At 52.8% G+C, this 26,885-nt stretch carries 25 protein-coding genes; 21 read left to right on the top strand and 4 right to left on the bottom strand.

Going from position 1 to position 26,885, the window contains the following annotated elements; genetic code table 11:
• Window position 1: 1 nt before the first annotated feature.
• The 18 genes from ACPXV9_RS06615 to ACPXV9_RS06530 all read left to right on the top strand — a co-directional run bounded on the left by ACPXV9_RS06615 (window position 2) and on the right by ACPXV9_RS06530 (window position 19,421).
• Window positions 2–1,996, top strand: coding sequence for an alkyl/aryl-sulfatase (locus tag ACPXV9_RS06615; protein WP_423895653.1), 1,995 nt, complete (start codon window positions 2–4; stop codon window positions 1,994–1,996).
• A gap of 39 nt (window positions 1,997–2,035) precedes the next feature.
• Entirely contained in the window at window positions 2,036–3,922 is a 1,887-nt protein-coding gene (locus tag ACPXV9_RS06610; RefSeq protein WP_423895652.1) for a DUF3604 domain-containing protein, read from the top strand.
• A gap of 144 nt (window positions 3,923–4,066) precedes the next feature.
• Complete coding sequence (locus ACPXV9_RS06605) at window positions 4,067–5,221, top strand: acyl-CoA dehydrogenase family protein (protein WP_423895651.1); 1,155 nt, start codon at window positions 4,067–4,069, stop codon at window positions 5,219–5,221.
• Window positions 5,222–5,321: 100 nt separating this feature from the next.
• Complete coding sequence (locus ACPXV9_RS06600; RefSeq protein WP_423895650.1) at window positions 5,322–6,029, top strand: crotonase/enoyl-CoA hydratase family protein; 708 nt, start codon at window positions 5,322–5,324, stop codon at window positions 6,027–6,029.
• A 161-nt stretch (window positions 6,030–6,190) separates the two neighbouring features.
• On the top strand, window positions 6,191–8,314 hold the full coding sequence (locus ACPXV9_RS06595) for a molybdopterin-dependent oxidoreductase (protein WP_423895649.1): 2,124 nt from the start codon (window positions 6,191–6,193) through the stop codon (window positions 8,312–8,314).
• Window positions 8,315–8,339: 25 nt separating this feature from the next.
• On the top strand, window positions 8,340–8,558 hold the full coding sequence (locus ACPXV9_RS06590; protein ID WP_423895648.1) for a DUF4177 domain-containing protein: 219 nt from the start codon (window positions 8,340–8,342) through the stop codon (window positions 8,556–8,558).
• Entirely contained in the window at window positions 8,555–8,938 is a 384-nt protein-coding gene (locus ACPXV9_RS06585; protein ID WP_423895647.1) for a Fis family transcriptional regulator, read from the top strand. The genes ACPXV9_RS06590 and ACPXV9_RS06585 overlap by 4 nt, the downstream gene beginning before the upstream one ends.
• Before the next feature lie 96 nt (window positions 8,939–9,034).
• Window positions 9,035–9,496: a MaoC family dehydratase gene (locus ACPXV9_RS06580; protein ID WP_423895646.1), complete on the top strand. Its 462-nt coding sequence runs from the start codon at window positions 9,035–9,037 to the stop codon at window positions 9,494–9,496.
• A gap of 45 nt (window positions 9,497–9,541) precedes the next feature.
• Window positions 9,542–10,459: an SDR family NAD(P)-dependent oxidoreductase gene (locus ACPXV9_RS06575; protein ID WP_423895645.1), complete on the top strand. Its 918-nt coding sequence runs from the start codon at window positions 9,542–9,544 to the stop codon at window positions 10,457–10,459.
• 75 nt (window positions 10,460–10,534) lie between these two features.
• Window positions 10,535–11,596: an alpha/beta hydrolase gene (locus ACPXV9_RS06570; protein ID WP_423895644.1), complete on the top strand. Its 1,062-nt coding sequence runs from the start codon at window positions 10,535–10,537 to the stop codon at window positions 11,594–11,596.
• A gap of 6 nt (window positions 11,597–11,602) precedes the next feature.
• Window positions 11,603–12,001 carry a YchJ family protein gene (locus tag ACPXV9_RS06565; RefSeq protein ID WP_423895643.1) on the top strand — a complete coding sequence of 133 codons (399 nt, stop codon included), beginning with the start codon at window positions 11,603–11,605 and terminating at the stop codon, window positions 11,999–12,001.
• The gene (locus ACPXV9_RS06560) at window positions 11,998–13,119 is read left to right on the top strand and encodes a GGDEF domain-containing protein (RefSeq protein ID WP_423895642.1); all 1,122 of its coding nucleotides are present in this window, start codon (window positions 11,998–12,000) and stop codon (window positions 13,117–13,119) included. Before ACPXV9_RS06565 ends, ACPXV9_RS06560 begins: the two co-directional genes overlap by 4 nt.
• Window positions 13,120–13,349: 230 nt before the next feature.
• Window positions 13,350–14,522 (top strand): acyl-CoA dehydrogenase family protein, encoded by a 1,173-nt coding sequence (locus ACPXV9_RS06555; RefSeq protein WP_423895641.1) that lies wholly within the window; start codon window positions 13,350–13,352, stop codon window positions 14,520–14,522.
• Between the two features lie 16 nt (window positions 14,523–14,538).
• Window positions 14,539–15,162, top strand: coding sequence for a glutathione S-transferase family protein (locus ACPXV9_RS06550; RefSeq protein ID WP_423895640.1), 624 nt, complete (start codon window positions 14,539–14,541; stop codon window positions 15,160–15,162).
• A gap of 56 nt (window positions 15,163–15,218) precedes the next feature.
• Window positions 15,219–16,370 carry an acyl-CoA dehydrogenase family protein gene (locus ACPXV9_RS06545; protein ID WP_423895639.1) on the top strand — a complete coding sequence of 384 codons (1,152 nt, stop codon included), beginning with the start codon at window positions 15,219–15,221 and terminating at the stop codon, window positions 16,368–16,370.
• Between the two features lie 394 nt (window positions 16,371–16,764).
• Window positions 16,765–18,294, top strand: coding sequence for an acyl-CoA synthetase (locus tag ACPXV9_RS06540; protein ID WP_423895638.1), 1,530 nt, complete (start codon window positions 16,765–16,767; stop codon window positions 18,292–18,294).
• Entirely contained in the window at window positions 18,291–19,001 is a 711-nt protein-coding gene (locus ACPXV9_RS06535; protein ID WP_423895637.1) for a glutathione S-transferase family protein, read from the top strand. Before ACPXV9_RS06540 ends, ACPXV9_RS06535 begins: the two co-directional genes overlap by 4 nt.
• Before the next feature lie 162 nt (window positions 19,002–19,163).
• Window positions 19,164–19,421, top strand: coding sequence for a hypothetical protein (locus ACPXV9_RS06530; protein ID WP_423895636.1), 258 nt, complete (start codon window positions 19,164–19,166; stop codon window positions 19,419–19,421).
• A gap of 33 nt (window positions 19,422–19,454) precedes the next feature.
• Here the strand turns inward: ACPXV9_RS06530 and ACPXV9_RS06525 are convergent, their stop codons facing one another.
• The 3 genes from ACPXV9_RS06525 to ACPXV9_RS06515 all read right to left on the bottom strand — a co-directional run bounded on the left by ACPXV9_RS06525 (window position 19,455) and on the right by ACPXV9_RS06515 (window position 22,676).
• The gene (locus ACPXV9_RS06525; protein ID WP_423895635.1) at window positions 19,455–20,729 is read right to left on the bottom strand and encodes an O-acetylhomoserine aminocarboxypropyltransferase/cysteine synthase family protein; all 1,275 of its coding nucleotides are present in this window, start codon (window positions 20,727–20,729) and stop codon (window positions 19,455–19,457) included.
• A gap of 49 nt (window positions 20,730–20,778) precedes the next feature.
• Window positions 20,779–22,077, bottom strand: a complete 1,299-nt coding sequence (locus ACPXV9_RS06520; RefSeq protein WP_423895634.1) for a serine hydrolase domain-containing protein — start codon at window positions 22,075–22,077, stop codon at window positions 20,779–20,781.
• An 86-nt stretch (window positions 22,078–22,163) separates the two neighbouring features.
• Window positions 22,164–22,676: a methylated-DNA--[protein]-cysteine S-methyltransferase gene (locus ACPXV9_RS06515; RefSeq protein WP_423895633.1), complete on the bottom strand. Its 513-nt coding sequence runs from the start codon at window positions 22,674–22,676 to the stop codon at window positions 22,164–22,166.
• A gap of 98 nt (window positions 22,677–22,774) precedes the next feature.
• On the opposite strand from ACPXV9_RS06515, the gene ACPXV9_RS06510 reads away from it, so the two are divergent.
• Window positions 22,775–24,073: an NAD(P)/FAD-dependent oxidoreductase gene (locus tag ACPXV9_RS06510; protein WP_423895632.1), complete on the top strand. Its 1,299-nt coding sequence runs from the start codon at window positions 22,775–22,777 to the stop codon at window positions 24,071–24,073.
• Between the two features lie 24 nt (window positions 24,074–24,097).
• On the opposite strand, the gene ACPXV9_RS06505 is transcribed toward ACPXV9_RS06510, so the two are convergent.
• Window positions 24,098–24,871, bottom strand: coding sequence for a ferredoxin--NADP reductase (locus ACPXV9_RS06505; RefSeq protein ID WP_423895630.1), 774 nt, complete (start codon window positions 24,869–24,871; stop codon window positions 24,098–24,100).
• Window positions 24,872–24,968: 97 nt separating this feature from the next.
• On the opposite strand from ACPXV9_RS06505, the gene ACPXV9_RS06500 reads away from it, so the two are divergent.
• Window positions 24,969–25,862, top strand: coding sequence for a LysR family transcriptional regulator (locus tag ACPXV9_RS06500; protein WP_423895629.1), 894 nt, complete (start codon window positions 24,969–24,971; stop codon window positions 25,860–25,862).
• Between the two features lie 76 nt (window positions 25,863–25,938).
• Window positions 25,939–26,874 carry a polyphosphate kinase 2 gene (gene ppk2, locus ACPXV9_RS06495; RefSeq protein WP_423895628.1) on the top strand — a complete coding sequence of 312 codons (936 nt, stop codon included), beginning with the start codon at window positions 25,939–25,941 and terminating at the stop codon, window positions 26,872–26,874.
• Window positions 26,875–26,885 lie beyond the last annotated feature (11 nt).

Genomic DNA, 26,885 nt, shown 5'->3' with positions numbered 1-26,885 from the left:
CATGTTTGATAAAAAACGTGTGACAGCTGTATTAGTGGCCTTAACGTCTCTGGTTTTTCTTGGGTGTGAGCAACAGAACGCATCACAACCTCAGTCAACGGACTCCCATGGTTTTACCGCCGCAACCGATTATACGATCCGGGCCAATGCCAAGGTGGCCAAAGAGTTACCTTTATCGGATCAGCAGGATTTCGAGCAGGCCCGCAGAGGTTTGATTGCCCAAGCCGATTCTCTGGTGGTGACCACAGAAGATGGCCGTACCGTCTGGGATCAGACCGCTTATGAATTTGTGAACGGCGAAGTGCCGCCAACGGTAAACCCCAGTTTGTGGCGCCAGGAACAGCTCAATAATATTCATGGCTTGTTTCAAGTGGTGCCGGGCATTTACCAGCTGCGTGGTTTCGATCTGGCCAATATGACGCTGATTGCCGGCGACAGTGGCTGGATTGTGGTAGACCCCCTGACCACTGAAGATACGGCCCGTTACGCCATGGCGTTTGCTGCGCAACATTTGGGTGATAAGCCGGTATCAGCGATTGTTTTTACCCACAGCCATATCGACCATTTTGGTGGTGTGGCAGGTGTATTGGGTGATGCCTCGGCTGCGGATATTCCCATTATTGCGCCCATCGGGTTTATGGAAGAAGCCGTCAGTGAAAATATTCTGGCCGGTCTGGCGATGGAGCGGCGCGCCCAGTTTATGTATGGCAGAAATCTGCCCGTGTCAGAGCGTGGTCATATTGGCACGGGGCTGGGTAAAGAACCGGCCAAAGCCGGAAAAATCAGTATTCTGCAGCCGAATGTTATTGTTGATCGCACCGGTCAGACACTGACGATTGATGGCGTTGATCTGGAATTCCAGAACGCGCCGGGCTCGGAGGCGCCAGCCGAGTTGACCTTTTATCTGCCGCAATTCAAAGCCTTTTGTGGGGGGGAGGTGGTGTCGCGCAATATGCACAATCTCTATACTTTGCGCGGCGCCAAGGTGCGTGATGCTCTGGCCTGGAGTCAGTATATCGATGAGGCCCTGACGCTGTTTGGTGATCGCTCTGATGTGTATTTCGGAACCCACCAATGGCCCATTTGGGGGCAGGAGAATATTCAAACTTTTATTAAACGTCAGCGCGATACCTACAAGTTCATTCATGATCAGACCTTGAGGTTGGCCAATCGTGGCGCGACGCCGAGGGAAATTTCCGAACAGCTAAACTTGCCTTCAACGCTGCAGGGTAGTTTTGCCAATCGGGGCTATTACGGCACCTTGTCCCATAACGCCAAAGCCGTTTATCAAATGTACTTTGGCTGGTATGACGCCAACCCGGCCAATCTCAACCCGTTGCCTCCGGTGCAGCAGGCCGAGCGCTATGTGACTGCCATGGGCGGTGCTGCAAAGGTTCTAGAGTTGGCTGTAAGCGCTTTCGATAAAGGCGACTATCGCTGGGCCGCTGAATTGCTCAACCATTTGGTATTTGCCGAACCTGACAACCCAGAGGCCAGGGGTTTGCTGGCCAACAGTTACGATCAACTGGGGTATCAATCAGAATCTGCGCCCTGGCGGGATGTGTATTTGAGTGCGGCCTACGAATTGCGTCATGGGGTGGCGAAGACTGAAAAGCATGTTCTTCAGGATGCCGAAGGTCTGTTCAAGGCAGTGCCCAGTGAATTGTTCTTTGCGGCGATGGCGACCAGCCTGAATGGCGACAGAGCCGATGGCGAATATTATCTGATCAATATTCATATGACCGATACCGGCAAGAATTACGTGCTGGAAGTGGATAACTCAGTTCTGCATCACCGTCAGTCTGAACCAGATCCTGAAGCTCAAGCCAGCATTCACATCAGTCGCGATTTATTTGTTAAAGCGATACTGGGCGGGGCACAAATAACCGAACTCATGGGCGATGAATTGTCACTCGAGGGCAGCCGCTTATCACTGATTGGTTTTTTCCGGTTATTTGATAAACCTGCCAGCGATTTCAATATTGTGACGCCATAGCGGCGTCCTATGAATAAACTCAACAACAAGAAGAATAATATGATGTTTACACGACAGATATGCCTGCTTTTTTTACTGACCTTCGCCATTGATGGTTGGGCTGAAAATCCGAAGGACGAAAGCAAACAGTTATTGTTCGGTGATACCCATTTGCATACCTCCCTGTCGTTCGATGCCTTCCTGAACAGTAACCGGTCGGCGGGGCCTGAAACGGCTTATCGCTGGGCGAAAGGCTTGCCCGTTATTCATCCCTTTACCAAGGCCAGAGTGCAGATTAATGAGCCGCTGGATTTTCTGGTGATCGCCGATCATGCCGAAGGCATGGGGTTTGTGAAGTCCTATATACAGGATGATGTGGCGCTGCCGGATCTCGGTTGGTGGGGCAATCTCAAGCGCTGGATTGCCTTGCAAGTGTTGACCAACGCCATGGAAGACGAGCAGGACGGCAGTGATGTGTTTGCCAGCGTTCTGCCCAAGGCGCCAGCCAAGGTTGGCGGGGATCCGGTTCAGGATGCCAATAACTCGCTGGAGGATGCGCTCGGCGATACCAGCGTGATTGAAACCCATGTCTGGCACCAATCGGTAGACGCCGCCGAGCGCCACAACCAGCCGGGAGTCTTCACCACATTCGCGGGTTGGGAGTGGAGCTCCATTCCCGTGGGCGCCAACTTGCATCGGGTGGTGTTTACCCCGGACGGTCCGGATAAAACCAAACAGTTTTTGCCCTACGGTTCGGATGACAGTCAATACCCGCAAGATTTATGGGCCTGGCTGCAGCAGCTCGAACAGCGAGATGGTACTCGCTTTCTGGCGATACCCCACAATTCCAACATCTCCAAGGGGTATATGTTTGCGGAGACGACCCTGAAGGGCGAGCCCATGACCGCGGACTACGCTCAGGTGCGAATGAAGTGGGAGCCGGTGGTGGAGATTACCCAGTACAAAGGGGATTCTGAAACTCATCCTGACTTGTCTCCGGACGATGAGTTTGCCGATTTTGAAACCTACAAGCACTACATTCAGCAGATAGTGAAATCCTACAAGGTGGCAAAAGCGGATTACGTCCGCTCTGGTCTGATGACGGGTCTGACGCTCGAGGCGCAAACGGGGGTAAATCCATTCCAGTTTGGCCTGATTGGTTCGACCGATTCCCACACCGGTTTGGCGGCCTATGAGGAGCCCAATTACTGGGGTAAGTTTGGCCGCGATTCGATCCCGTCAGCCAAGACCAACGATGGTATTGTGGCCGGTGGTCCTTCCGGGTGGGATATGGGAGCCCAGGGGTTGGCTGCTGTTTGGGCGACTGAAAACACGCGCGATGCGATCTTTGCCGCCTTTAAACGTCGCGAGGTATACGCAACCACGGGCCCACGCATGAAGGTTCGATTATTTGCCGGCTGGGATTTTACCGAGGCGGATCTGGCCTCCCCAGATTTTGCCCGTATTGGTTATCGCAAGGGCGTCCCCATGGGCAGTCATCTGGTGGGGCATAAAGAGGGGGAAACGCCTCGCTTTATGATTCGCGCCGTCAAGGGTCCCAATAACGCCAACCTGGATCGGGTTCAGGTGATCAAGGGCTGGTTGGATGCGTCGGGGCAGGTGCAGGAAAAGGTTTACGACGTCGCCTGGTCGGGTGAGCGGACTCTGGACGCGGCAGGCAAGTTACCGCCGGTGGGCAATACCGTCAATCTGACCGATGGCCGCTATGACAACCGCATCGGCTCCGCTGAACTGGTGGCGCTGTGGCAGGATCCCGAGTTTGATGCCACTGAGCGGGCTTTTTACTACGTTCGTGTGTTGCAGATACCGACGGCACGTCATTCCACTCTGGACGCCATTGCATTGGGGGTGAAGCCCTCGGTCCGACATCCCCAGACGATTCAGGAGAGGGCCTACACTTCGCCCGTTTGGTATTCGCCCAGATAGTCGTTGAGGCCGCTCAATCGAGCTATTCTGCAGGGGTGAATGATGCCTTTGGCTATGGTGCTGGACAGGCGTCTTGGGCAAAATTGCCGAAAATCATACAAACGTTTAATTTTTTAAAGCATCAATTACAGAGAGGTACAGGTAATGTCTGTCGATCAAGCTGCAATCAATGAAGAACTGGAAATGTTCCGCGATATGGTTCTGCGTTTTCTGGAACAGGAAGTGGCCCCGAACTATGAACAGTGGGAAGAGCAGCATGCGGTACCTCGTGAGCTTTGGAATACCTTTGGCGCCGCTGGCATGCTGTGTGTTGATATGCCGGAAGAATTCGGCTCGGCCGGTGCCAGCCTTGATGTACAGATGATGGTCCTGCAGGAGATGTCCCGTCTGGGCTACGGCGGTATCGCCAGTGGTTACAACATCCACTCCAATATCGTAGCGCCTTACATCTACCACATCGGTGCGGATGAGCAAAAACAAAAGTGGCTGCCGAAGATGATCACGGGCGAAGCACTGGGTGCGATTGCCATGACCGAACCCGGCGCCGGTTCCGATCTGGCGGCCCTGCGTACCACCGCTGAAAAAGACGGCGATGAGTATGTCCTGAACGGTTCCAAAGTATTTATTACCAACGGCATTCTGGCCGATCTGGTGATTGTGGCAGCCAAAACCGATCCATCCAAAGGCGCCAAAGGCATCTCTCTGTTCCTGGTGGATACCACCACTCCGGGTTTCTCCCGTGGCCAGAAGATTGAAAAGATTGGTCAGCACACCAGCGATACCGCCGAACTGTTCTTTGAAAATATGAGAGTCCCTGCCGACAGCATTCTGGGTGAAGAGGGCATGGGTTTTGTCTATCTGATGCAGGAGCTGCCCCGTGAGCGTTTGGGCTGTGCCGTTCAGGCCATTGGCGCGGCTGAAGGTGCCATCGAAATTACCGTGGATTACGTGCAGGAACGCAAGGCCTTTGGGCAGTCTATTGGCCAGTTCCAGAACACTCGATTCAAACTGGCCGAGCAGAAATCCGAGCTGGAAATTAATCGTGCTTACGTTGAAAAACTGATGGCCAAATACAAGCAGGGAGAGATGACCACCGAAGAGGCGGCCATTGTCAAACTGATGACCACCGAGATGCAGTGCAAGGTGGTTAATGAGTGTCTGCAGTTGTTTGGTGGTTACGGTTACACCACCGAATATCCGATTTCCCGCTACTACACCGATGCCCGTATTCAGACAATCTATGCGGGTACTTCGGAGATTATGAAGGAAGTTATCTCTCGTGGTATGTTAGGCCGTTAATTTAGTGTTCTGGTTTCCGCTGCTCAGCGGCGGAAGCTGACATCGGAGCAAGCTGTCGTTCAGCATTGCTCTATTTGTAATATTAATTTTGAGGTCTGAAATGAGTGAACTGCTGACTTATACCCTGAAGGGCAATGTTGCCGAAATAGAATTACACAATGGCAAGGTCAATGCCTTTTCGCCGGATTTTATTGAGGCTATTCAGGGCGCCATGGATCAGGCAGAAAAAGACGAGGCTGCGGTGCTGTTTATTGGCAAGCCTGGCATCTTCTCTGCTGGTTACGATTTGAATGTGATGCGCAGTGGTGATGTCAATGCGGTGGCCGATATGATTAAGGCGGGCTCTGAGTTGTGCGCACGTTTACTGGCGTTCCCACGCCCGGTGGTGGCCGCGGTGACCGGCCATTGTATGGCTCAGGGCGTCATGCACATTCTGGCTTGTGATTACGTGGTGGGTACCGAGGGTGAGTTTACTCTGGGGCTGAATGAAACCCAGATTGGTATGATCATGCCCTGGTATGGGATTGAGCTGGCCAAGGGGCGTTTTGCTCAGGATGTTATTAATCGGGCCGTAGTGCACGCGGAATTATTCGATCCGCAAGGAGCCGTTGACATCGGGTTGCTGGATAAAATTGCTTCTCCGGAATCGGTACTTGAGGTTGCAAGGGCAGAAACACAACGTCTGGCTGAACTGGATAAGGTTGCATTTAAAGGTTCCAAACTGAGAATGCGTGCCGGTATGATTGAGCGTATGCAGGATGCCAAGATTCAGGACGATAGAGATTTCCGTCAAGGTTATTCTGATTAAGGTTTTATACACCCCCTCATATCGGGCTACACCCTCTGGGGCCCGATAATTTTTCCTCTTCAGTCCTGTCGTTAAATCACCATTACTTGTCGAGTAATGTTAAAGCGTTTCTTCTGCCTGTAGTCTAAAGTCGGTAATACTTTAGCTTTGGAGTAGGGACTGTGAGCAATAATAACGAAACCACCCACTATCGCGCCTGTCATTTGTGTGAGGCCATTTGCGGTCTGGAAATCAAAACCCGTGGCGATGAAATCCTGTCCATCAAGGGCGATAAAGAAGATCCGCTGAGTCGCGGCCATATCTGCCCCAAAGCCACGGCACTGGAAGACCTGCATGTGGATCCCGATCGCCTGCGCAAACCGGTTAAAAAGACCGAATCGGGCTGGCAGGAGATTAGCTGGCAAGAGGCATTTGATACCGTTGCCGATAAACTGGCCGGTATTCAGGAGCAGTTTGGCACCGACAGTGTGGCCATCTACGCCGGCAACCCCAATGTTCACAATTACGGCAGCATGACCCACTCGGGCGTGTTCCGCAAAGCGCTACAGTCAAAAATCACCTTCTCGGCCACCTCCCTTGATCAGTTACCTCACCATTTGGCGTCCTGGGGCATGTACGGCCATCAGCAATGTTTGCCGGTGCCGGATATTGATCGCACCCAGTTTATGCTGATCATTGGCGGTAATCCGCTGGCCTCCAATGGCAGCATGATGACCGTGCCCGATGTGCGCAAGCGCCTGAAGGCCATTCAGCAGCGCGGTGGTCAGTTTGTGGTGATAGATCCGCGTAAAACCGAGACCGCCGCCATTGCCGATGAACATTTGTTTATCCGCCCGGGCAGTGATGCCTTTTTGTTGATGGCGATGGTGAACATCCTGATTGATGAAGCTCATATTAATCTTGGGCATCTCGACGGTCATGTTGACAGTGTGCCCGAGCTGCGCGAGCAGGTGGCGGGTTTTACCCCTGAGCTGGCGGAGCGCAAAACCGGTATCCCGGCCGAGCGTATTCGCCAATTGGCACTGCAAATGCTCAACGCTGAAGGTGCCGTGTGCTACGGCCGCATGGGGGCATCGGTGCAACAGTTTGGTGGCATCTGCCAGTGGGCGATACAAGTGATCAATATTCTCAGTGGCAACCTTGATCGCGAGGGCGGTGCACTGGTGTGTTCCCCCGCTTTTGGTTACATCACCAAAGGGGAAGCGGGGGCAGGCAGTCTGGGACGCTGGAAGTCGCGGGTTCGCGGTCTGCCAGAATTTGGCGGTGAGCTGCCGGCGGCCACCATGGCCGAAGAGATTCTGACACCGGGTGAGGGGCAGTTGCGTGCCATGGTCACCATCGCCGGTAACCCGGTATTGTCCTCTACCAATGGCACGGGATTGGACAAAGCATTGGACAGTCTGGAATTTATGGCGGCGATTGATTTCTTTATCAATGAGACCACCCGCCACGCTGATATCATTTTGCCGCCCACCGGGCCGCTTGAGCACGATCACTATGATCTGGCGTTCAATCGTCTGGCGGTACGCAATGTTACCCGAATTAATGAGCCGGTGTTCGAGGCGCCGGAAGGGACTCAGCATGACTGGCAAATCATGAACGGTCTGGGCATGGCTCTGGCCAAGCGCAAGTCCATCGAAATAAAACCTCTGCCCGCGCCGGACAAGCTGATTGATATGGGGATTCAGGCGGGCTTTTACAGTGCGGCTCAAGGGCATGATATGGCTCTGTCCATGGATAAGATTCGCCAGCACCCGCACGGTCTGGATCTGGGGCCGCTGCAGCCGTCATTGACCGAGCGCCTCTGCACCGACAATGGTCGCATTCAGCTGTTGCCGGAATTTATTGCAGGCGATCTGCCGCGCTTACAACAGGTCTCAGAGCAACCCGATAGCGATGGCTTGCTGCTGATTGGCCGTCGCCATGTGCGCAGTAACAATTCCTGGTTGCACAACTCCCAGCGTCTGGTGAAAGGCAAGCCGCGCTGGAAACTGTTGATGCACCCTGAGGATATGGCTGAACGCAACTTGCAGGATGATGACTCAGTCACCATTACTTCGCGGGTCGGTTCGGTGGTGACTCAGGTCAGTGCCAGCGATGAGGTTATGCAGGGGGTGGTCTGCCTGCCACACGGTTGGGGCCATAAGCGCTCCGGGGTGCAATTACAGGTTGCGTCACAGCAGGATGGTGTCAGTATTAATGACCTGACCGATGATCAATTTGTTGATGAGTTGTCGGGTAATGCGGCCCTGAATGGCGTCCCCGTTGAGGTAACCGCGGCCTGATGGTCATTGAAAACTGTGGGGAGTAATGATGGCTTACAAAGAGTACAAGGTAATGCAGGTGGCAGAGGGCGCGATAGGCACCCTGTTTCTGGGCGCCTCCGGTATGCCTCTGGATAAACTGGAAGATACCCTGAACGATGAGGCCAAAGATGGCTGGCAGTTGGTGTTTCAGGTGATTGAGAGCCGTCGCTTCTGGCTGTTCTGGACCCGCGAAACCGTGATCATTACTCTGGGGCGTGAATGACCACCAAAACCCAGAAAAAGATCGATAACAACATTATCCGGGTTCTGAATCAGGTGTGTGATCAGAGCCTGGAGGATGTTGCAGGCTTTCAATGGCTGACCCATCAGGCCAATTACACCAATTTCCCCGCCAGCCTGTTGATTACCTGTGTCTTTGATACCGAGGCTAATCGCGTCCACCAGATTGAAGCGGGTGGCTGCAAGGTGTTGTTGCAGCGAATCCAGTCCGGCTTGTTAAAAGTTGGTGTGAAATTCAAGTCGCTACCTCAGCAGGTGCTGTTCGACAGCGAAGAGGCCTGCGAACAGCAGCACGAGGGTGATTGGAGTGTGCGACTGGCTTCCCGCTCGGGGCGGGCTGTGGCCCGTAATCGCCCAGCCTGAGGCTGCTGAAAATTCATTACTCGACAGGTAATGGCGGGATTGTTGCCCGCTCGATAGATTAGCCAACTTTCCGTTATCCAAAAAAGGATGTCTACGATGGCGACTACCATTTCCAAAGATTCCATTACTTCTCTGGTTGGTTCTTCACTTGAGGCCAGCCCGTGGTTTCAGGTCAAGCAGGACCAGATCAATGCCTTTGCTGATACCACACTGGATCATCAGTTTATCCACGTCGATCCCGAGCGCGCTGCTGGGACTCCGTTTGGTGCGACCATCGCCCATGGCTTTTTGACGCTGTCGATGCTGTCACATTTTGCCGAGAGTTTTGGCGTGGTGATTGATGGCGTGCAAATGGGCATCAACTACGGCTTTGATAAGGTGCGTTTTCTCAATCCGGTAACAGTAGACAGTGAAGTTCGCGCTGTGGCTGAAGTGATGGATGTCACCGAAAAGAATCCGGGGCAGTTTATGATCAAGTACCAAGTGACGGTAGAGATCAAGGGCAGTGACAAGCCGGCATTGATGGCCGAGTGGTTGACGCTGCAAATCGTGGCCTGAATGTAACCCCTTCAAATTTCCAAGAACAACACAGGAAGACAGATAATGACAATTCGTTTTGATGGCAAGGTCGCCATTGTTACTGGTGCCGGCAACGGTCTGGGTCGATCACACGCTCTGGCGTTGGCTGAGCGCGGTGCCAAGGTGGTCGTCAATGATCTGGGGGGTGCCCGCGATGGCAGTGGTGCTTCTTCAGAGGCGGCGCTGGCGGTGGTAAAACAGATTGAAGAAATGGGCGGTGAAGCCATTGCCCACGGTGCCAACGTTGCCAAGTATGATGAAGTACAGGATATGGTGCAGCAGGCCATGGATCAGTGGGGGCGGGTCGATATCCTGATCAACAACGCCGGTATCCTGCGCGACAAATCTTTTTCAAAAATGGAGTTGGACGATTTTAAACTGGTGATGGACGTACACCTGATGGGCTCGGTTAACTGCACCAAAGCTGTGTGGGAGATTATGAAAGAGCAGGGTTACGGCCGCATCGTTATGACGACTTCTTCCAGTGGTCTCTACGGTAACTTTGGCCAGAGCAACTACGGTGCGGCCAAGATGGCGGTGATTGGTTTTATGAATACTCTGGTACTGGAAGGCGCCAAGTACGATATTCGTGTTAATGCGCTGGCTCCCACAGCTGGCACCCGCATGACCGAAGATCTGATGCCTGAAGAAGTTCTGGCGATGCTGGCGCCCGAAGCGGTGACCGCCGGTGCCTTAACCCTGTGTCATGACGATGCTCCCAATCGCTATATTCTGGCCGCCGGTGGTGGTGGTTATGCCAGTGTGCGCATCTGTGAAACCGAGGGTATTTTCCTGTCGCAGCCTGAGCAGTCGCCCGAGGCCGTGGTTTCCGCAGAAGCTAAAATCAATGACCTTTCAACACAGCAAGAACTGTTGTCCGGTTCCAAGCAGTCCGAAAAGTTTTTGCTGAAGGCCATGGAGCACATTAAAGCTCAGCAGTAAGTGGTCTTTTTGAGTGATTCAGCCCCGCAATAATGTCATTATTGTGGGGCTTTTTTGTTTGGTTTGGGGATTGGCATGTTGTGGTTTTTTGGGGTTTTGTTATTGATTGTCGCTGTTGGCGCCTATCTGACCTGGGTGGTGTTTCCCGGAGAAGATCTCACCGCTTACGATCACGATGATGGTGAATTGTTTGGCAGGGACGAAACCTGTGATGAACATGCCGCGATTGTCGCGTCGATACACATGTCGCGCAAATCCGTGGCCAGTCATAACCCCAAACAACGCTTGCAGGCCATGCGGGACAACATGGATGCCATGTCCGACGGCATGACTTTCGAGTCCGTAATCACCGCAGTGGATGCCGGTGGTGTCAGTGCTGAATGGGTGGTGGCACCCGGTGTCGATACCTCCCGCCGCTTGCTCTATATCCATGGGGGGGCTTTTTCAATGGGCAGCCCCAGAAGCCACCGCAATATCACCAATAAGTTTTCTCAAACGGCAAACGCTGCGGTGCTGGCCATCGACTATCGGCTGATGCCCGAGCATGGGCGCCACAAAGGCATTGAGGATTGTCGCAATGCCTACCTCTGGATGCTGCAACACGGCCCCGATGGTGAAAGTGTGCCGTCGAAAGTTTTTGTCTCCGGCGATTCCGCCGGTGGTAATCTGACCCTGATGTTGTTGCTCTGGGCTCGTGACAATGGCATCCGTCAGGCTGATGCGGCGGTTGCTCTTTCGCCTACCACCGACGCGACCTACAGCTCGCCCAGCATCGATGCCAATCACATCAGTGATCCCATGCTGGGGCACTTGTTTAAAAAGCTGGCCATTACGCCGCGACCGGTGGTGCTTTGGTTAAGCTGGTTGGGGCAAAGGGTCAATCCGAGTTCGCCCTTGGTGTCTCCGGTATTTGCCGATTTATCCAATTTACCACCATTGCTGGTTCAGGCCAGTATGGCCGAAGTGCTGTTCGACGACGCCAAACGTCTGGTTAACAAGGCGGTAGCCAGTGGTTCGCCTGCCAAATTGCAAAGCTGGAAACACATGGTTCACGTCTGGCACTTTTTCTACCCAAGATTGCAGGAATCAGTAGAGGCCTGGGATGAAATTGGCAAATTTATTGCCGAACAACAGTGATCGGTTATGCTTGCTGATATGAACAGTGTGTGTGTCTGTGGCTCAGAAAAGCCCTTTGATAAATGTTGTGGCCGCTTTTTATCCGGTAAACAGGATGCCAAAACCCCCGAGCAGCTGATGCGGTCTCGCTACAGTGCCTATGCGTTGGGGGGCCATGGCGAGTATTTGATGAAAACCTGGCTGCCTGCTATGGCCCGTAATCTGACGGCGTTGGAACTCAATCAGAAGACGCTGGAATGGGTTGCGCTGGAGGTGATCGGTAAAAATCAAAAAGGCGATGAGGGCGAGGTTGAATTCAGAGCGAGCTTTATTAACGATCAAGGTGACCGGGAAGTGATGCATGAGCTGTCTTCATTCAAACGCATCAATGGCCTCTGGTATTACGTGGGTGGTGTGGTGACGTGATTACCGATCTCGATCGAATTGATGTGTTTCCATGGACGGAGAATTTTGCAACCGGCATTGACACGATTGACCAGCAGCATCAGCAGTTGGTCAAGTTACTGAATGAGTTGGCCTGCACCCTGGCCGATGACAATCACCTCGAGATAAAGCGGGTTTTCGATGAGCTGGCGGCCTACGCCAATCACCATTTTGAAACAGAAGAGGCCATCTGGGACGAAGTGTTTCCCAAAGATGATCCCTGGCTGGTTTCCCATCATGGTTCCCATGATCATTTTTTACCTGCGGTTGTCCAAATGCAGGAACGCGATAAGCATAAGCCTATGGCGGTTGTGATTGAAGATGTTGTCAAGTTTCTGATCCGTTGGTTGGCGTTTCATATCGTGGCTGAAGATATGAGAATGGCTATGGCGGTGAAAGCCTACCGCCAGGGGAAGTCTCTGGATGAAGCAAAAATTTATTCCGAAGAGCAGATGGAAGGTTTTGCCACTGTGTTGGTGGATGCCGTGCTCAATATGTATGACAGCTTGTCATCGCGTACCATGGAGTTGATGCGCGAAAGGGTGCAGAGAAAAAAAGTAGAGCGACAACTGCGGGATCTGAATGCAGAGCTGGAGTCCCAGTCCATCACCGATCAGTTAACGGGGCTTTATAACCGGCGCTATTTCGATCAGATTCTCGATCGGGAGTTAAAGCGTTGTCAGCGGGAAACACGACCCCTGACTTTGATGATGATGGATATCGATTATTTTAAATTGCTTAACGATCATTACGGTCATGTGAAAGGTGATGAGGCTTTGCAGCAAATTTCCGAGTGCTTGCAATGGCACTGTCATCGCCCCGGTGATTTCTGTTTTCGCATTGGTGGGGAAGAATTTGCCTTTGTCATTGAAAACCCGGAATGCGAAACGGGATTGGTTTATGCTGATACCATTCGACAGGCCATTGAAGGGTTGAACATTCCCCATGCCAAGAGCGCCATTTCCGAATGTGTGACCGTCTCCATAGGGGTGGTGTCGCGTGTACCTGCTCAGGGTGATTCCACTGACTCGCTGCTGCGCGAAGCGGATAGTTTTCTCTATCGGGCCAAATCATCCGGTAGAAACCGGGTGGCTTTCTGATTATCCGCCGTTACAGCTTTATCTGCTCTGTTGAATAGCGTCATTTCCTAATGCGCTGTACGGAATCTAACTTTGCCATTGGCATTTTCAGTCATCAAAAACGGTTGGCACAGAATCCAAACTGTCTGGCACCAATTCCCATGCAATCCATGAGTCGCTGAATTAAATTTTCATGCATGAAGAAGTTGTGTGATCACAATTTTGTTGTTTCGTGATTGTTTGAGGTGAATATGTCTCTGGATTTTGATGGTGCCCGCCTGTTTAACCCCTATTTAACTGCCGACCATGAGGCCTGGCGAGATCAGCTGCGTCGCTTTATTGATCAGGAGCTGATGCCCTATGCCGATCAATGGGAGGAAGATCATGGCGTGCCCGACGAAATATTTCCCAAGGCGGCAGAAGTGGGATTGTTTGCTGTCGGCTACCCCGAAGCCTATGGTGGTCTGACCGAAGGTCTGGATATCTGGCACGGCAATATCGTCTACGAAGAGCTGGCCCGTCTTGGCTGTGGGGGTGTTTCCACGGCGCTGACGGTGCACGGAATTTCTCTGCCGACGGTTTTAAAACTGGCCTCTGAAGAGATCAGGCAGGAAGTCGGGCCCGCTGTATTGAGCGGTGAAAAGCGTATTTCTCTTGGAGTGACAGAACCGGGTGCCGGTTCGGATGTGGCCAATATCACCACCACCGCCGTGCGCGATGGCGATCACTATGTTGTCAATGGCTCCAAGACCTTTATCACCGGTGGTATGACTTCCAGCTGGGCGTCAACGGCGGTGCGCACGGGTGGTCCCGGCGTCGGTGGTATTTCCCTGTTGTTGATTCCACTGGATGCCGAAGGCGTCAGTCGCACGCCACTGGATAAGAAGCAGGGGTGGTGGGCATCGGATACCGCCACACTGTATTTCGATAATGTGCGTGTACCCGTGGCCAATCTGGTGGGCAAAGAAAATCAGGGTTTTAAGGCCATCATGAATAACTTCAATCTGGAGCGCATGCAGCTGATTGTCTCCATGGAAGCCAATGCCCGGGTGTGTCTTGAGGACGCTGTCAGTTGGGCTCAGGAGCGTCTGACCTTTGGCAAGCGTTTGTGTGATCATCAGGTGATTCGCCACAAGATTGCTGATATGAAGCAGAGGCTCAATGCCACTCAGGCCTATATTCAGGTGTGCAGTAAACAATTGATGGATGGCCGTCCGGATGCCGGCGATATTGCTATGCTCAAGGTTCAGGCCAGCCAGACTCTTGAATTTTGCGCCCGCGAGGCCATGCAGATTCTGGGTGGGGCTTCCTACATCCGCGGCAATCGCATTGAACGTATTTACCGTGAGGTAAGAGTGAATGCTATCGGCGGCGGCTCTGAAGAAATTATGCGGGATCTGGCCGCCAAACAATACGGTTTGTAATACAAGGAAAACAACAATGAAACTCTGGCACTGTCACAATGCCCGTTCACTGAGAGCCCTGTGGGCCATGGAAGAAATGGGGTTTGATTACGAGTTGGAAATCCTGCCTTTCCCACCACGGGTTTTTAAAAAAGAGTATCTGGATGTCAATACACTCGGAACCGTACCCTATTTTCAGGATGGCAAGGTCACCATGACGGAATCGTCGGGAATCCCTTTGTATCTGGTTGAGCGCTATCAGAAATACGATCTGGGTTTGCGCCCGCAAGACCCCGAATACGGTGACTATCTCAACTGGTTATTCCACAGTGACGCGACACTGACTTTTCCGCAGACGGTGTTTATCCGTTTTGTGATTCAGGAGCCGGACAAAAAAGAAGCCGGTATGGCCTACATGAAATGGTTTCACGCACGCTTGCGTAAACTCGAGGCTCATCTGAGCGATGGCCGAGACTATCTGGTGGGTAATAAATTCACCATTGCCGATATTGATATTGCCTATGCCCTGTATCTGGGCCGCATCCTCAAGTGTGATGGCGATTATGCGCCGGTCGTCAAAGACTATCTCGATCGCATGATTGCCCGCCCGGCGTTCCAGAGAGTCGTGGTGTTGGGTGAAGCGGAAAGCAACTTCAAGTGAACACTGCGCTTAATTTTCGCAACTGAAATCAAAAAAAGATGTAAGTGGATAGGTAGATGATTTTTACTGAAGAGCACGAGGCGATCCGCAAAACGATCGCACAGTTTATTGATAAAGAGATTAACCCACACCATGAGCAGTGGGAGCGCGAAGGTATTTTTCCGGCCCATGAGTTATTCAAAAAAATGGGGGATCTGGGCCTGCTGGGTATTGCCAAGCCGGAAGAATACGGCGGTATGGGGCTGGATTACAGTTACCAGATTGTTTTCTCCGAAGAATTGGGCCGCATTACCAGCGGCGGTGTGTCCATGGCCATTGGCGTACAAACCGATATGGCGACACCGGCCATGGCCAAGTTCGGCAGTGACTACATCAAACAGAATTTTCTGGCCAAGGCGATTTCCGGTGACGCCGTGTGTTCCATTGCCGTGAGTGAGCCCCATGCCGGTTCCGATGTGGCGAATATTAAAACGACCGCGGTCAAGGATGGTGACGACTACATTATCAATGGCTCCAAGATGTGGATCACCAATGCCACGCAGGCGGATTATCTGTGCCTGCTGGCCAATACCGGTGGCGACAATCCCCACAAGAGCAAGTCATTGATTGTGGTGCCAACCGACCTGCCCGGTATCTCCATGTCAGAGAAACTCGACAAGCTGGGGATGCGTTCATCCGATACTGCACAGATCTTTTTTGACAATGTGCGGGTGCCGCAGAAAAACCTGATTGGTGAAGAAGGCATGGGTTTTACCTATCAGATGATCCAGTTTCAGGAGGAGCGTCTGTACGCAGCCGCCGGTGGTCTCAAGGCCATGGAACACGCCATCAATACCACCATTGAATACACCCGTGAGCGCCAGGCCTATGGCAAATCACTGTTGGATAATCAGGTCATCCAGTTCCGTCTGGCAGAGCTGCAAACCGAAGTGGAAGCCCTGCGTGCGTTGACCTACGATGCCGTAGAGGGTTACATCAACGGTGAGGATGTGACCTTGAAGGCATCCATGGCGAAGTTAAAAGCGGGTCGTCTGGTGCGTGAAGTGGCTGACTCCTGTCTGCAGTACTGGGGCGGTATGGGCTTTATGTGGGACAACCCGGTGTCGCAACTTTTCCGCGATCAGCGCATTGCCTCGATCGGCGGCGGTGCCGATGAAGTGATGCTGGGTATCATCTGCAAAAAAATGGGCATACTTTCCCGTAAATAAATCCTGTCTTGAGCCTGCGGTCACTTGTCCCTACTTTTCTGTCGACCGCCTGCTTCCTCTGTCTACCCTGAATACAAATCAACTGGACAGAGGAGGCCTCCATGAATTTCAGTACACCCACCTCCGTCAATATTGACGTCGGCATGTATCCCATAGCCGAGACTCCTTGAACAGTTTTGCCTGACAGGCTAAAACATGTAACCAATGACTTATTAGCTGCATCCGGTGTTTACTGGTTTTCGTATGACTGGTCATAGTGTCGGGCTGCTATTCAGCAGAGTTCGCGGATCAACATAACGCTCATGCCCAGGGCAGAAGCGGGTTAAAAAGCGGCGATGTGTTTTGCCATGTTCGATAGACCCCAATAATAATGTTTAATAAAGAGGAAAAATTAATGCACAACCCACAAGTCGATTACAACATTGCCGGTAGTGTTCTTAAGCGTGCGCAATTGGACCCCGGAAAACGCGCCATCATTTTTGAGTCCACCCAGCGCAGTTACGCGGAGTTGTCTGAACGGGTATGCAAGCTGGCGCAGAATTTACGTGACCATGGTGTGTGCGTAGGCGATCGGGTTGCCTATGTGGGTTTAAACCATCCAGCCTTTCTGGAAACCATGCTGGCGGCTCAGTCTCTGGGTGCGATATTTGTGCCTTTGAACTTTCGCCTCACCGGTGAAGAGCTGACCTTTATCATCAACGATGCCGGGGTTAATACTCTGGTGGCAGACGATGCGCTGGCAGCGGTCATTGATCCTGTGCGAGCTGATTTGTGTTGCACTCGCTACATTGGCTCCGAAAGTGCCGAAGGCGATTGGGAGTCATTGGAGGCGCTTATCTCAGCATCAGAACCGCTGACCAGTTTTATTCAAACTCAGCAGGACGATGTGGCCATCATCATGTACACCTCCGGTACTACCGGGCGCCCCAAGGGTGCCATGCTCACCCACGGTAATCTGATGTGGAATAATATTCAGGCGGCGTTTGCCTTGCCGGCGTTGGCCAGTGATGTGTCTCTGGTGTGTGCACCTCTGTTTCATGTGGGCGGTTTGAATGTAACCACCATGTCTTGTCTGCAGGCCGGCGGTTGTCTGTTGTTGCATCGCAGTTTTGATCCGGCGGCCACCTTGTCCGATGTGGCCCAGCACAAGGTCACCACCATGTTTGCAGCCCCGGCGATGCTGTTGTTTATGGCACAGCAACCCGAATTTGCCGATACGGAATTGTCGTCTTTGCGAATGATCGTGGTAGGTGCTGCTCCGGTGCCGAAATCATTGTTGGCGGTATTCAATGAGCGCCATATTCCTTTGAATCAGGGTTACGGTCTGACCGAGACCTCGCCACTGGTTTCGTTTTTGATGTCGGAGTACACCGAGGCAAAACTGGGCTCGGCAGGTAAGCCGGGATTGTTTGGCGAGATCCGGGTGGCCGATGCTTCCGGTGATTCGGTCGCGGCGGGTGAGGTGGGTGAGATTCTTTATCGCGGGCCAAATGTAATGAAGGGCTACTGGAATCGTCCTGAGGCAACCGCAGAAGCCATTGATGAGAAAGGTTGGTTCCATACCGGCGATGCCGGTTATCTGGACGAGGATGGTTTTCTGTTTATCAGTGATCGGGTCAAGGATATGGTGATCAGCGGTGGTGAAAACGTGTATCCCGCAGAAGTGGAAAGTGTGCTGTTTGAGCACCCTGCGATTGCTGAAGTTGCCATCATCGGTCTGCCGGATGACAAGTGGGGTGAGGCGGTGACGGCTGTCGCAGCCTTGAATCCGGAAGCCAGCCTGACACTGGATGAGCTGCGGGACTTCGCCGATGGCAAGCTGGCTCGTTACAAGTTGCCACTGCGTCTACACTTGGTGGAAGCCCTGCCGCGCAATCCCGCCGGTAAGGTTCTGAAATTCAAACTGCGAGAAGAATTGGCATGATCCAACTCTATACTTTTCCCGCCGCGTTCGGGCTGCGTAATGTCAGCCCGTTTTGCCTGAAAGTGGAAATGGCATTAACCCATCTGGGCCAAGCGTTTGAGATTGTCGAGGAGTCCGACCCCCGCAAATCGCCAAAGGGCAAGCTGCCTTATATCGTCGATGGCGATGTGACGGTGGCTGACTCCGAGCTGATCCTGGAGTATCTGGATGATAAAACCGGCGGGCAGTTATTTGCAGGCCTGTCCAACGCCCAGAAAGCTCAGGGGGTGGCCTACACCCGCCTGGCTGAGGAGCACCTCTACTGGATTATGGTGGCGAGTCGCTGGGTTGACGATGGCTGGTGGCCCAATGTGGCCGAAGGTTTTTTTGGCCGACTGCCGTTTCCTCTCAAGCAGTTAGTGTGCAAGGTCGCCCGTAATCAGGTGTGCAAAACCTATGAACTGCAAGGGCTGGGGAAACATTCTCTGGAAGAGCAGGCGGGTTTTGCCCGGCGGGATCTACAAGCGCTGGATCGTGCGGTGGCAGAATCTGACTTCTTGTTGGGCGATGCCATCACGGCCTATGACTTTGCCGTGGCCTCTCTTCTCGCCGGCCTGATTGACAATCAGCCGGCCACCTGGATCACCCCGATAGCCCGGGAATATCAGGCTTTGTGTGACTATACCGAGCGAGTTCAGCAGGCTGTAGGCGTCTACGCCCGGCAATAATTTCCGAGCTCGGCAGGGGCTTAATTATCATGACTACCCAATGTGCCCGGCAAAGTGCACATTGTAGTTTCACTGTGCCACATACTGTCAGGGCCGTTGCCAATACTATTTACCTTAACAGAGATATTTTATAAGCCGTTGCGGTTTGTAAGGAAGGTAATAGTGAATATTGAAGCAATAACCAGCAGTGATGCCACGCAGAGAATTGTAGCGAGCATTAATCCTGAGGTTCGCAAAATTCTACGCAGAAATGCTCTCAATACCATCAAGGCTTTGAGGGAAGGCAAGGAACCCGGCGCGTTCACTGAGCTGGATCAACAGGCTTTAAAAGATGCGGTAGAAAGTATTGCACGCATTGATTTTGCCGATGGTGTTAACAGCCATTATACCCAACTGCAGAAAGCCTATTCTGCCGCCTGAAGCGGCAAAACAGGCAGATCGGATGAATTGGGGTTAGCTGGCGGCAGCCAGTGCCTGATCGATGTCGGCAATGATGTCGTCAATGTGCTCAATACCAATCGACAATCTCACCATACCTTCTTCCACTCCCGCCGATTTTAATTCTTCTGCATTCAGCTGCCTGTGGGTAGTACTGGCCGGATGACACGCCAAGGATTTGGCATCCCCGATATTGACCAGCCGCAGAATCATTTGCAGAGCATCAATGAATTTGGTTCCGGCATCGATCCCACCTTTGATACCAAAACTCAAAATGCCAGAAGCTTTGCCACCGAGGTATTGATTGGCCAGCGCCTGGTAGGGGCTGTCACTTAAACCGGCGTAATTGACCCACTCCACCAGAGAATGCTGTTGCAGGTGTTCGGCCACCTTTTGCGCATTCTCACAGTGGCGCTCCATACGCAGACTGAGGGTCTCAAGACCCAGCATGATCTGGAAGGTGTTCATGGGCGAGAGTGCCGCACCGGTATTGCGCAGCGGTACCACCCGGCAACGACCAATATAAGCCGCCGGCCCCAGAGCCTCGGTATACACCACACCGTGATAAGAGGGATCGGGCTCGTTGAGCATGGGGAAGCGCTCCTTGTTGCCGGCCCAGTCAAATTTTCCTGAGTCGACAATGACGCCGCCAATGCTGGTGCCATGGCCACCTATGTATTTGGTCAGTGAGTGCACGACGATATCGGCGCCCAGTTCAAACGGACGCAACAGGCACGGCGTGGCAACGGTGTTGTCGACAATTACCGGTACACCGTGTTTTTTGCCAATCTCGGCCAGCCGTTTGATGTCGACGATATTGCCCGCCGGGTTGCCAATGGACTCACAAAAAATAGCCCGGGTATTGGCATCAATGGCGTTTTCAAAAGCATCAAAATCATCGGCAGGGCACATGCGAACCTCGATGCCCTGACGTGGAAAAGTGTGGGCGAACAGGTTGTAGGTGCCGCCGTATAGCTGACTGGTACTGACAATGTTGCTGCCAACGTCGCAGATGGCCTGAATCGAGTAGGTGATGGCGGCCATTCCCGAAGCCAGTGCCAGTGCCCCCACTCCGCCTTCCATTTGCGCCATGCGCTCTTCCAGTACGGCGTTGGTGGGATTGGTAATCCGGGTGTAGATGTTGCCCGGTACCGCCAGGTTGAACAGGTCCGCCCCATGCTGGGTATTGTCAAAGGTGTAGGACGTGGTCTGATAAATGGGGGTGGTTGCGGCCTTGGTTGTCGGCTCGCTGGTATAGCCTGCATGTAAGGCCAGTGTTTCCAGTTTCATTGTGGCTCCTTATTGCTGTTCCTTCAGGTAAGGTGATGGCATCCTGCTTTCAGGATACGGCTTTGAGTTTGAAATTCTGTACCTCTTTATCCACCTTGGGGATACCATTGCTGATGTTACACAGCAGTCTGGTCAACGCCGGAATATGTGGCGCCAGCAAGGGAATACCTGAGGTCAGAATGGATGCAGAGAGTTGTCGCGACGGGTCGGCCCAACTGAATTTGTTGATCAGACCCAGGTGGCCAAAGGCGTGCTTGGTGTCTGGCCCCCAGATGCCGAAGGGCTTATCACCCAGCATCAGGCCGGCACTGTAACGCATTGGCACCAGTAGGGTGCGATCGAGGGTGCGGCTGCCAAATTCGTGAATACAGCGGGCAATGGTGCTCTCTTCACAGATGCGCTTACCCTGCCAGACGCCGCCATCCATCATCATCTGGAAGAACGCCGAAACTTCAGCAGCGGTGCCGATCAGGTTGCCGGCGGGAATGCACACTTCCTGAAAGCGCGGATCATTGCACATGCTCTCCAACTCTTCGATGGTGGTGCCCAGGGCACGCTTGACGAATTTTTTCAGCAGCAGTCTGGGGCGTGGGCCTGTGGCGTAGTTCACGGTCAGGTCGTGGAAATGTTCCTGGTCGATACCGTAGGTGAAGTACTTCATACCCATTGGCTGGCGGATTTTCCTGTCGATGTAGGCGTTCATGTTGGCGCCGGTCACTTTTTTAACCACCTGATCGAGTACAAAGCCGCCGGTGATGGCGTGATAGGCCAGTTTCGAACCGTCGACGACAATGGGTTTGGCTTCGCACAGCAGTTGCCAGACTTTGTCTTCGTCCCAGAAGGTGTCGAGGGGGACGTCTGTTGGCAAGCCGGGAATACCTCCACGGTGTGCCAGAATTTGATGAATGGTGATGTTCTTTTTGCCATTTTGGGCAAATTCAGGCGCGTAAAAGGCGACCGGGTCCATGATGTTGATCAGACCATCTTCGGCCAGCATATGAATCAACAGCGCGGTGATGCCTTTGGATGTTGAAAATAGGCAAAAGGGCGTTTCCGGTGTGACCAGGATTTTTTCGCCGCTTGGCATATCGTGAGGACCATTGCCCTGACTGTGGCCGATACTGCGTGACAATACGGTTTTGCCGTGACGGCGCAGATGAATGGAAATCGCAGGATGGGTGCCGGTTTTATAGAGTTCAACCACCTGATTCCAGATAGCCTCAACATCGGTGTCGTTAAGGCTGACTTCAGCGGGGTTAACCTCCGCTTTGTCGTCGATGGTGATAACAGAATCGAGATCTTCTGGAATATTGCTCAAGTGCAGCAGGTTTTGGCGTATAAAACCCATAGAATAAATACCTCTCCGGTTGAGGTTGCTGGCCTCAAATTATCATTTTTATCAGTGGGTTCAATAGTACCAGTAATACTGAGGCTTTAGCAGGGTTCAACCACTGTCTGGTCGGTAATTTTGATTCCCTCGAGCTTGAGCAGGGTTTCTTTGATGGCCAGGCCGCCGCGATAACCGGTCAGCTTGCGGCTGCTGCCCACCACCCGGTGGCAGGGCAGAATAATGGCGATGGGGTTGCGGCCATTGGCCATGCCGACCGCTCTGGATGCGCTAGGTTGCTGCAGGCGGTTTGCCATCTGGCCATAGGTGGCCAGCTCACCGTAAGGGATTTGCGCCAGCAATGCCCACACTCGTTGCTGGAAGTCGGTGCCCTGTGGCGCAATTGGCAGATCAAACTGCTGGCGGTTGCCTGCAAAGTATTGCGTCAATTGCCGCTTTGCTGCCTGACACGGGTGGGGGTCTCTCTGCCAGTGTGGCGCAATCGCCAGAGGCGAGGGGCCGTCCTGAAAGTCGACGTAGCGCAACCCCTGTTGATCCTGAACGACAATGATATCGCCCACAGGGCTGTCAAAAATATCGTAAAACATATCGTAAATCATAGGGGCTCCCGGTTGCACGATGCGGTACCTGAACATTGAAAAGAAGATACTTATTGATAGTGGGATTTCTGGAAAAATTCCCGTCGCACTAACAATTTTTGAGTGACTATATTATGCAGCGTTGCGACTCCTATTATACCCACAGCATTGTTCAGGAAACCGATTACCCCCAGCTCGAAGGTTCAGAGCGGGTCGATGTGGTGATTATCGGCGGTGGTTTTACCGGTGTGGCGACCGCGGTTGAACTTTGTGAGAAGGGCTATCAGGTGGCCATTGTAGAGGCCAACAAGATTGGTTGGGGAGCCACCGGCCGCAATGGTGGGCAGGTGACCGGCAGCTTGTCAGGCGATGCGGCCATGACCCGACAGTTGCGCAAAGTAATCGGTACTGAAGCAGAGGACTTTGTCTGGAACCTGCGCTGGCGTGGTCACGACATCATTAAAAACCGCGTTGAAAAATACGCTATTGAATGTGATCTCAAACATGGGCACTTGCAAACGGCTTATAAGCCGGGCCATATGCCGGAGCTGCAGGCCATGCATGATGAGGCTCATCAGCGTGGTATGGGCGAGTACATGACCATGCTGTCGCAACAGCAGATACCCGACTATCTGGAGTCACCGCTGTACCATGGTGGTTTGCTCAATACCCGCAATATGCATCTGCATTCCCTTAATCTTTGTATCGGTGAGGCCCGAGCTGCCCAATCACTGGGCGCGAAAATTTTTGAGGGTTCGCCAGTCATTGATATTCAGGATGGGCCGACGCCGGTAGTGAAAACCGAGCGGGGACAGATTACCGCCAATACGGTGTTACTGGCGGGTAATGCCTACCACCGTCTGGAACGGCCCAAGTTGCGCGGCATGTTATTTCCGGCATCACTGGGGAATCTTGTGACCAAACCCTTGGGTGATGAGGTGGCCAATGCCATTAACCCGAAGGATCTGGCGGTTTACGATTGTCGCTTTGTGCTCGATTACTATCGTTTGACCGCCGACAAGCGCTTGATGTTTGGCGGCGGTACCAATTACTCCGGTCGCGATTCCAAATCGGTGGCCAGTGAGTTAAGACCTGCCATTGAGCGTACATTCCCCCGCCTTAAAGGGGTTGAGATTGAGTACGAGTGGACCGGCATGGCGGGCATTGTCATCAACCGCATTCCCCAGCTGGGTAAATCCGGCGAGAACGTGTTTTATTGTCAGGGTTATTCCGGTCATGGCGTGGCGACTTCCCATATCATGGCGGAGATCATGGGCAACGCCATTGATGGCAATCTGAAAGAATTCGATTTGTTTGCGGGTATGTCCCACTACCGGATCCCACTCAATGAATGGTTTGGTAATCAGGCATTGGCTCTGGGTATGCTCTACTACAAATTGATGGAGAACTTCCGCTGAGCGGAAGTTGCTCATCGCTGCAATTTACTTTTCAACAAATGCCCGCTCGATCACGTAGTGTCCCTGTTGGCCGTGGCGTGATTCTCCGAATCCCTGCTCGTTGAGCAGTGCGCAGGTGTCTTTCAACATGCCGGGGCTGCCACAGATCATAAAGCGGTCGTGTTCCGGAGTCATAAAGGGTAAGCCAATATCGCGAAACAGACGGCCGCTGGCTATCAGGTCGGTCAGTCGGCCCTGATTTTTATAGGGTTCGCGGGTGACCGTTGGGTAGTAAATCAATTTATCTTTAACCAGATCGCCGAAGAATTCATTGTTGGGTAATTCCCGGGTGATTTCGTTCTGATAGGCCAGCTCGGATACCGTGCGCACACCGTGTGTCAGGATGATCTTGTCAAAGCGCTCGTAAATTTCCGGATCCTTGATGATGCTCATAAAAGGGGCCAAGCCGGTGCCGGTGCTGATCAGATACAGGTTGCGGCCCGGCAGCAGGTGATCAGCCACCAGAGTACCGGTGGGTTTGGTGCTCAACAGGATTTCATCGCCAATCTGAATGTTTTGCAGTCTGGATGTCAGTGGGCCGTCAGGCACCTTGATGCTGAAGAACTCCAGTTCATCGTCGTAATTGGCGCTGGCGATGCTGTAGGCACGCATCAACGGCTTGCCTTCCACTTCCAGGCCCATCATCACAAAATGGCCGTTTTCAAAGCGCAGGGTTTGGGAGCGGCTGGTCTTAAAGCTGAACAGGGTTTCATTCCAGTGGTGGATGTCGGTCACTGTTTCTGTAATCACTTTGGCCATTGGGCTGTCCTCTCGATTTCAATAAGGCCAGTTTACGAATCCTTTGCTTTATGAGTAAAATGGTTTGATTTGATAATATTGATCGGAAAAACAGGTAATGAAATATTCGCTGAGGCAACTGGAAGTGTTTCTGGCTGCGGCCCACTACGAAAATATTACCCGGGCTGCTGATAGTCTGGCCATGTCCCAATCAGCGGCCAGCAGTTCATTGCGGGATCTTGAAAAACAGTTTGATATTCAATTGTTTGACCGGGTTGGTAAACGCTTGCAACTTAATGAACTGGGGCGATTTCTGCGCCCGCGGGCGGAGGCGCTGTTGCAGCAGGCCAAAGAGTTCGAGCGGGATTTGAACCAGCGATCGGATGTCGGTCACCTGAATATTGGTGCCACCCTGACCATTGGCAATTATCTGGCGGTGGAAATGATGGCCCGCTATATGGCCGATCATGAGGACAGTAATGTCCGTCTGACGGTTGCTAACACCTCGGAGATTGCGCGCAAGGTAGAAAACTTCGAATTGGATGTGGGGCTGATTGAAGGGGAGTTGCAGCATACGGATCTGGAGGTCATTCCATGGCGTGGTGATGATCTGGTGGTGTTCTGTGCTCCGCAGCATCCACTGGCCGGCCGTCAGGAACTCAGCGATGAGGACTTGCTGCAAGCCGAATGGGTCGTACGGGAATCGGGATCGGGAACCCGGCAGGCATTTGATCGGGCGATGCACGGTTTGGTTGGCGAGCTGCAGCTGCGCCACGAGTTGCAGCATACCGAAGCCATCAAGAGGGCCGTGGAGGCTTGTCTCGGTATTGGTTGCCTGTCAGAAATTGCACTGCGCGATGCTTTTCGCCGCGGCAGTCTGGTGCCATTGCCGGTCCCTCATCGCGATTGGCACCGGCAGTTTTACATCATTATCCACAAACAGAAGTATCGCAGTGCCGGGGTGGAAAGCTGGTTATCGCTATGTCGTTCCTATGGCAGCTTGCGGTCATGATCTGCATCAATAGCCATATCCGCAGGGCGAACTATCATTAGCGTTTAGCTTTAAAAATTTCTCAGGGGAGTGTTCCATGACCGATGATTCCAACCAGATTGCCACCACCAGCAAGCCCGATGTATCGGAGGTCAAGCCTTTGAAAACGAAAGACATGACTCGCGAGCAGATCGAAGAGTCGTTTCGCTCCGGGGTGTACCCATACGACAAGAAAATTTCCAACCGCGCCTATGAGAATCAGAAGGCCCAATTGCAGGCCGAGTTATTGAAGGTGCAGCGCTGGGTCAAGGAGACCGGTCAGAAGGTTGTGATTTTGTTCGAGGGCCGTGATGCGGCGGGTAAAGGGGGAACCATCAAGCGCTTTATGGAGCATTTGAACCCTCGGGGTGCCCGGGTCGTGGCTCTGGAAAAGCCGTCCGAAGCGGAGCAGGGACAATGGTATTTTCAGCGTTACATCAAGCACCTGCCCACGGAAGGTGAAATCGTGCTGCTGGATCGCTCGTGGTACAACCGTGCCGGTGTTGAGCGGGTGATGAATTTCTGCGAACCCAATGATTATCTGGAATTTATGCGTCAGGCGCCGGTGCTGGAGCAGATGCTGGTACGCTCTGGCATCCGTCTTTACAAATACTGGTTTTCGGTGAGCCGGGAAGAGCAGGCGCGTCGCTTTAACAGCCGCAAAGCCGATCCGTTAAAACAGTGGAAGTTGAGCCCGATTGATGAGGCGGCCCTGACTCTCTGGGATGATTACACCGAGGCCAAGGAGGCCATGTTTTTCTATACCCACACCGCCGATGCACCGTGGACTGTGGTGAAATCAGACGATAAGAAGCGCGCCCGACTTAACTGTATGCTGCACTTTTTGAGCTCTCTGGATTATCCCAATAAAGACCCGAAAGTGGCGCACAAGCCAGATCCGTTGCTGGTCGGTCAGGGTGAAACGGTGATCAAACACGATGACCATATTCTGGGAAAGTCTCTGCATCCCAATCAGACCAACGGTAAAAAGTAAGACACGGCAGC

Source organism: Candidatus Pelagadaptatus aseana (assembly GCF_040362265.1).
Lineage (GTDB): Bacteria > Pseudomonadota > Gammaproteobacteria > Pseudomonadales > Cellvibrionaceae > Pelagadaptatus > Pelagadaptatus aseana.
Note: the sequence above shows the minus strand (reverse complement) of the source record. Positions and strands in the feature narration are given on the sequence as shown.

Excerpts from the sequence above, each read along its gene's own strand:
- ACPXV9_RS06615 (WP_423895653.1), top strand. The coding sequence starts at position 2 with ATGTTTGATAAAAAACGTGTGACAGCTGTATTAGTGGCCTTAACGTCT.
- ACPXV9_RS06610 (WP_423895652.1), top strand. The coding sequence starts at position 2,036 with ATGATGTTTACACGACAGATATGCCTGCTTTTTTTACTGACCTTCGCC.
- ACPXV9_RS06605 (WP_423895651.1), top strand. The coding sequence starts at position 4,067 with ATGTCTGTCGATCAAGCTGCAATCAATGAAGAACTGGAAATGTTCCGC.
- ACPXV9_RS06600 (WP_423895650.1), top strand. The coding sequence starts at position 5,322 with ATGAGTGAACTGCTGACTTATACCCTGAAGGGCAATGTTGCCGAAATA.
- ACPXV9_RS06590 (WP_423895648.1), top strand. The coding sequence starts at position 8,340 with ATGATGGCTTACAAAGAGTACAAGGTAATGCAGGTGGCAGAGGGCGCG.
- ACPXV9_RS06585 (WP_423895647.1), top strand. The coding sequence starts at position 8,555 with ATGACCACCAAAACCCAGAAAAAGATCGATAACAACATTATCCGGGTT.
- ACPXV9_RS06580 (WP_423895646.1), top strand. The coding sequence starts at position 9,035 with ATGGCGACTACCATTTCCAAAGATTCCATTACTTCTCTGGTTGGTTCT.
- ACPXV9_RS06575 (WP_423895645.1), top strand. The coding sequence starts at position 9,542 with ATGACAATTCGTTTTGATGGCAAGGTCGCCATTGTTACTGGTGCCGGC.
- ACPXV9_RS06570 (WP_423895644.1), top strand. The coding sequence starts at position 10,535 with ATGTTGTGGTTTTTTGGGGTTTTGTTATTGATTGTCGCTGTTGGCGCC.
- ACPXV9_RS06565 (WP_423895643.1), top strand. The coding sequence starts at position 11,603 with ATGCTTGCTGATATGAACAGTGTGTGTGTCTGTGGCTCAGAAAAGCCC.
- ACPXV9_RS06555 (WP_423895641.1), top strand. The coding sequence starts at position 13,350 with ATGTCTCTGGATTTTGATGGTGCCCGCCTGTTTAACCCCTATTTAACT.
- ACPXV9_RS06550 (WP_423895640.1), top strand. The coding sequence starts at position 14,539 with ATGAAACTCTGGCACTGTCACAATGCCCGTTCACTGAGAGCCCTGTGG.
- ACPXV9_RS06545 (WP_423895639.1), top strand. The coding sequence starts at position 15,219 with ATGATTTTTACTGAAGAGCACGAGGCGATCCGCAAAACGATCGCACAG.
- ACPXV9_RS06540 (WP_423895638.1), top strand. The coding sequence starts at position 16,765 with ATGCACAACCCACAAGTCGATTACAACATTGCCGGTAGTGTTCTTAAG.
- ACPXV9_RS06535 (WP_423895637.1), top strand. The coding sequence starts at position 18,291 with ATGATCCAACTCTATACTTTTCCCGCCGCGTTCGGGCTGCGTAATGTC.
- ACPXV9_RS06525 (WP_423895635.1), bottom strand. The coding sequence starts at position 20,729 with ATGAAACTGGAAACACTGGCCTTACATGCAGGCTATACCAGCGAGCCG.
- ACPXV9_RS06520 (WP_423895634.1), bottom strand. The coding sequence starts at position 22,077 with ATGGGTTTTATACGCCAAAACCTGCTGCACTTGAGCAATATTCCAGAA.
- ACPXV9_RS06515 (WP_423895633.1), bottom strand. The coding sequence starts at position 22,676 with ATGATTTACGATATGTTTTACGATATTTTTGACAGCCCTGTGGGCGAT.
- ACPXV9_RS06505 (WP_423895630.1), bottom strand. The coding sequence starts at position 24,871 with ATGGCCAAAGTGATTACAGAAACAGTGACCGACATCCACCACTGGAAT.
- ACPXV9_RS06500 (WP_423895629.1), top strand. The coding sequence starts at position 24,969 with ATGAAATATTCGCTGAGGCAACTGGAAGTGTTTCTGGCTGCGGCCCAC.
- ppk2 (WP_423895628.1), top strand. The coding sequence starts at position 25,939 with ATGACCGATGATTCCAACCAGATTGCCACCACCAGCAAGCCCGATGTA.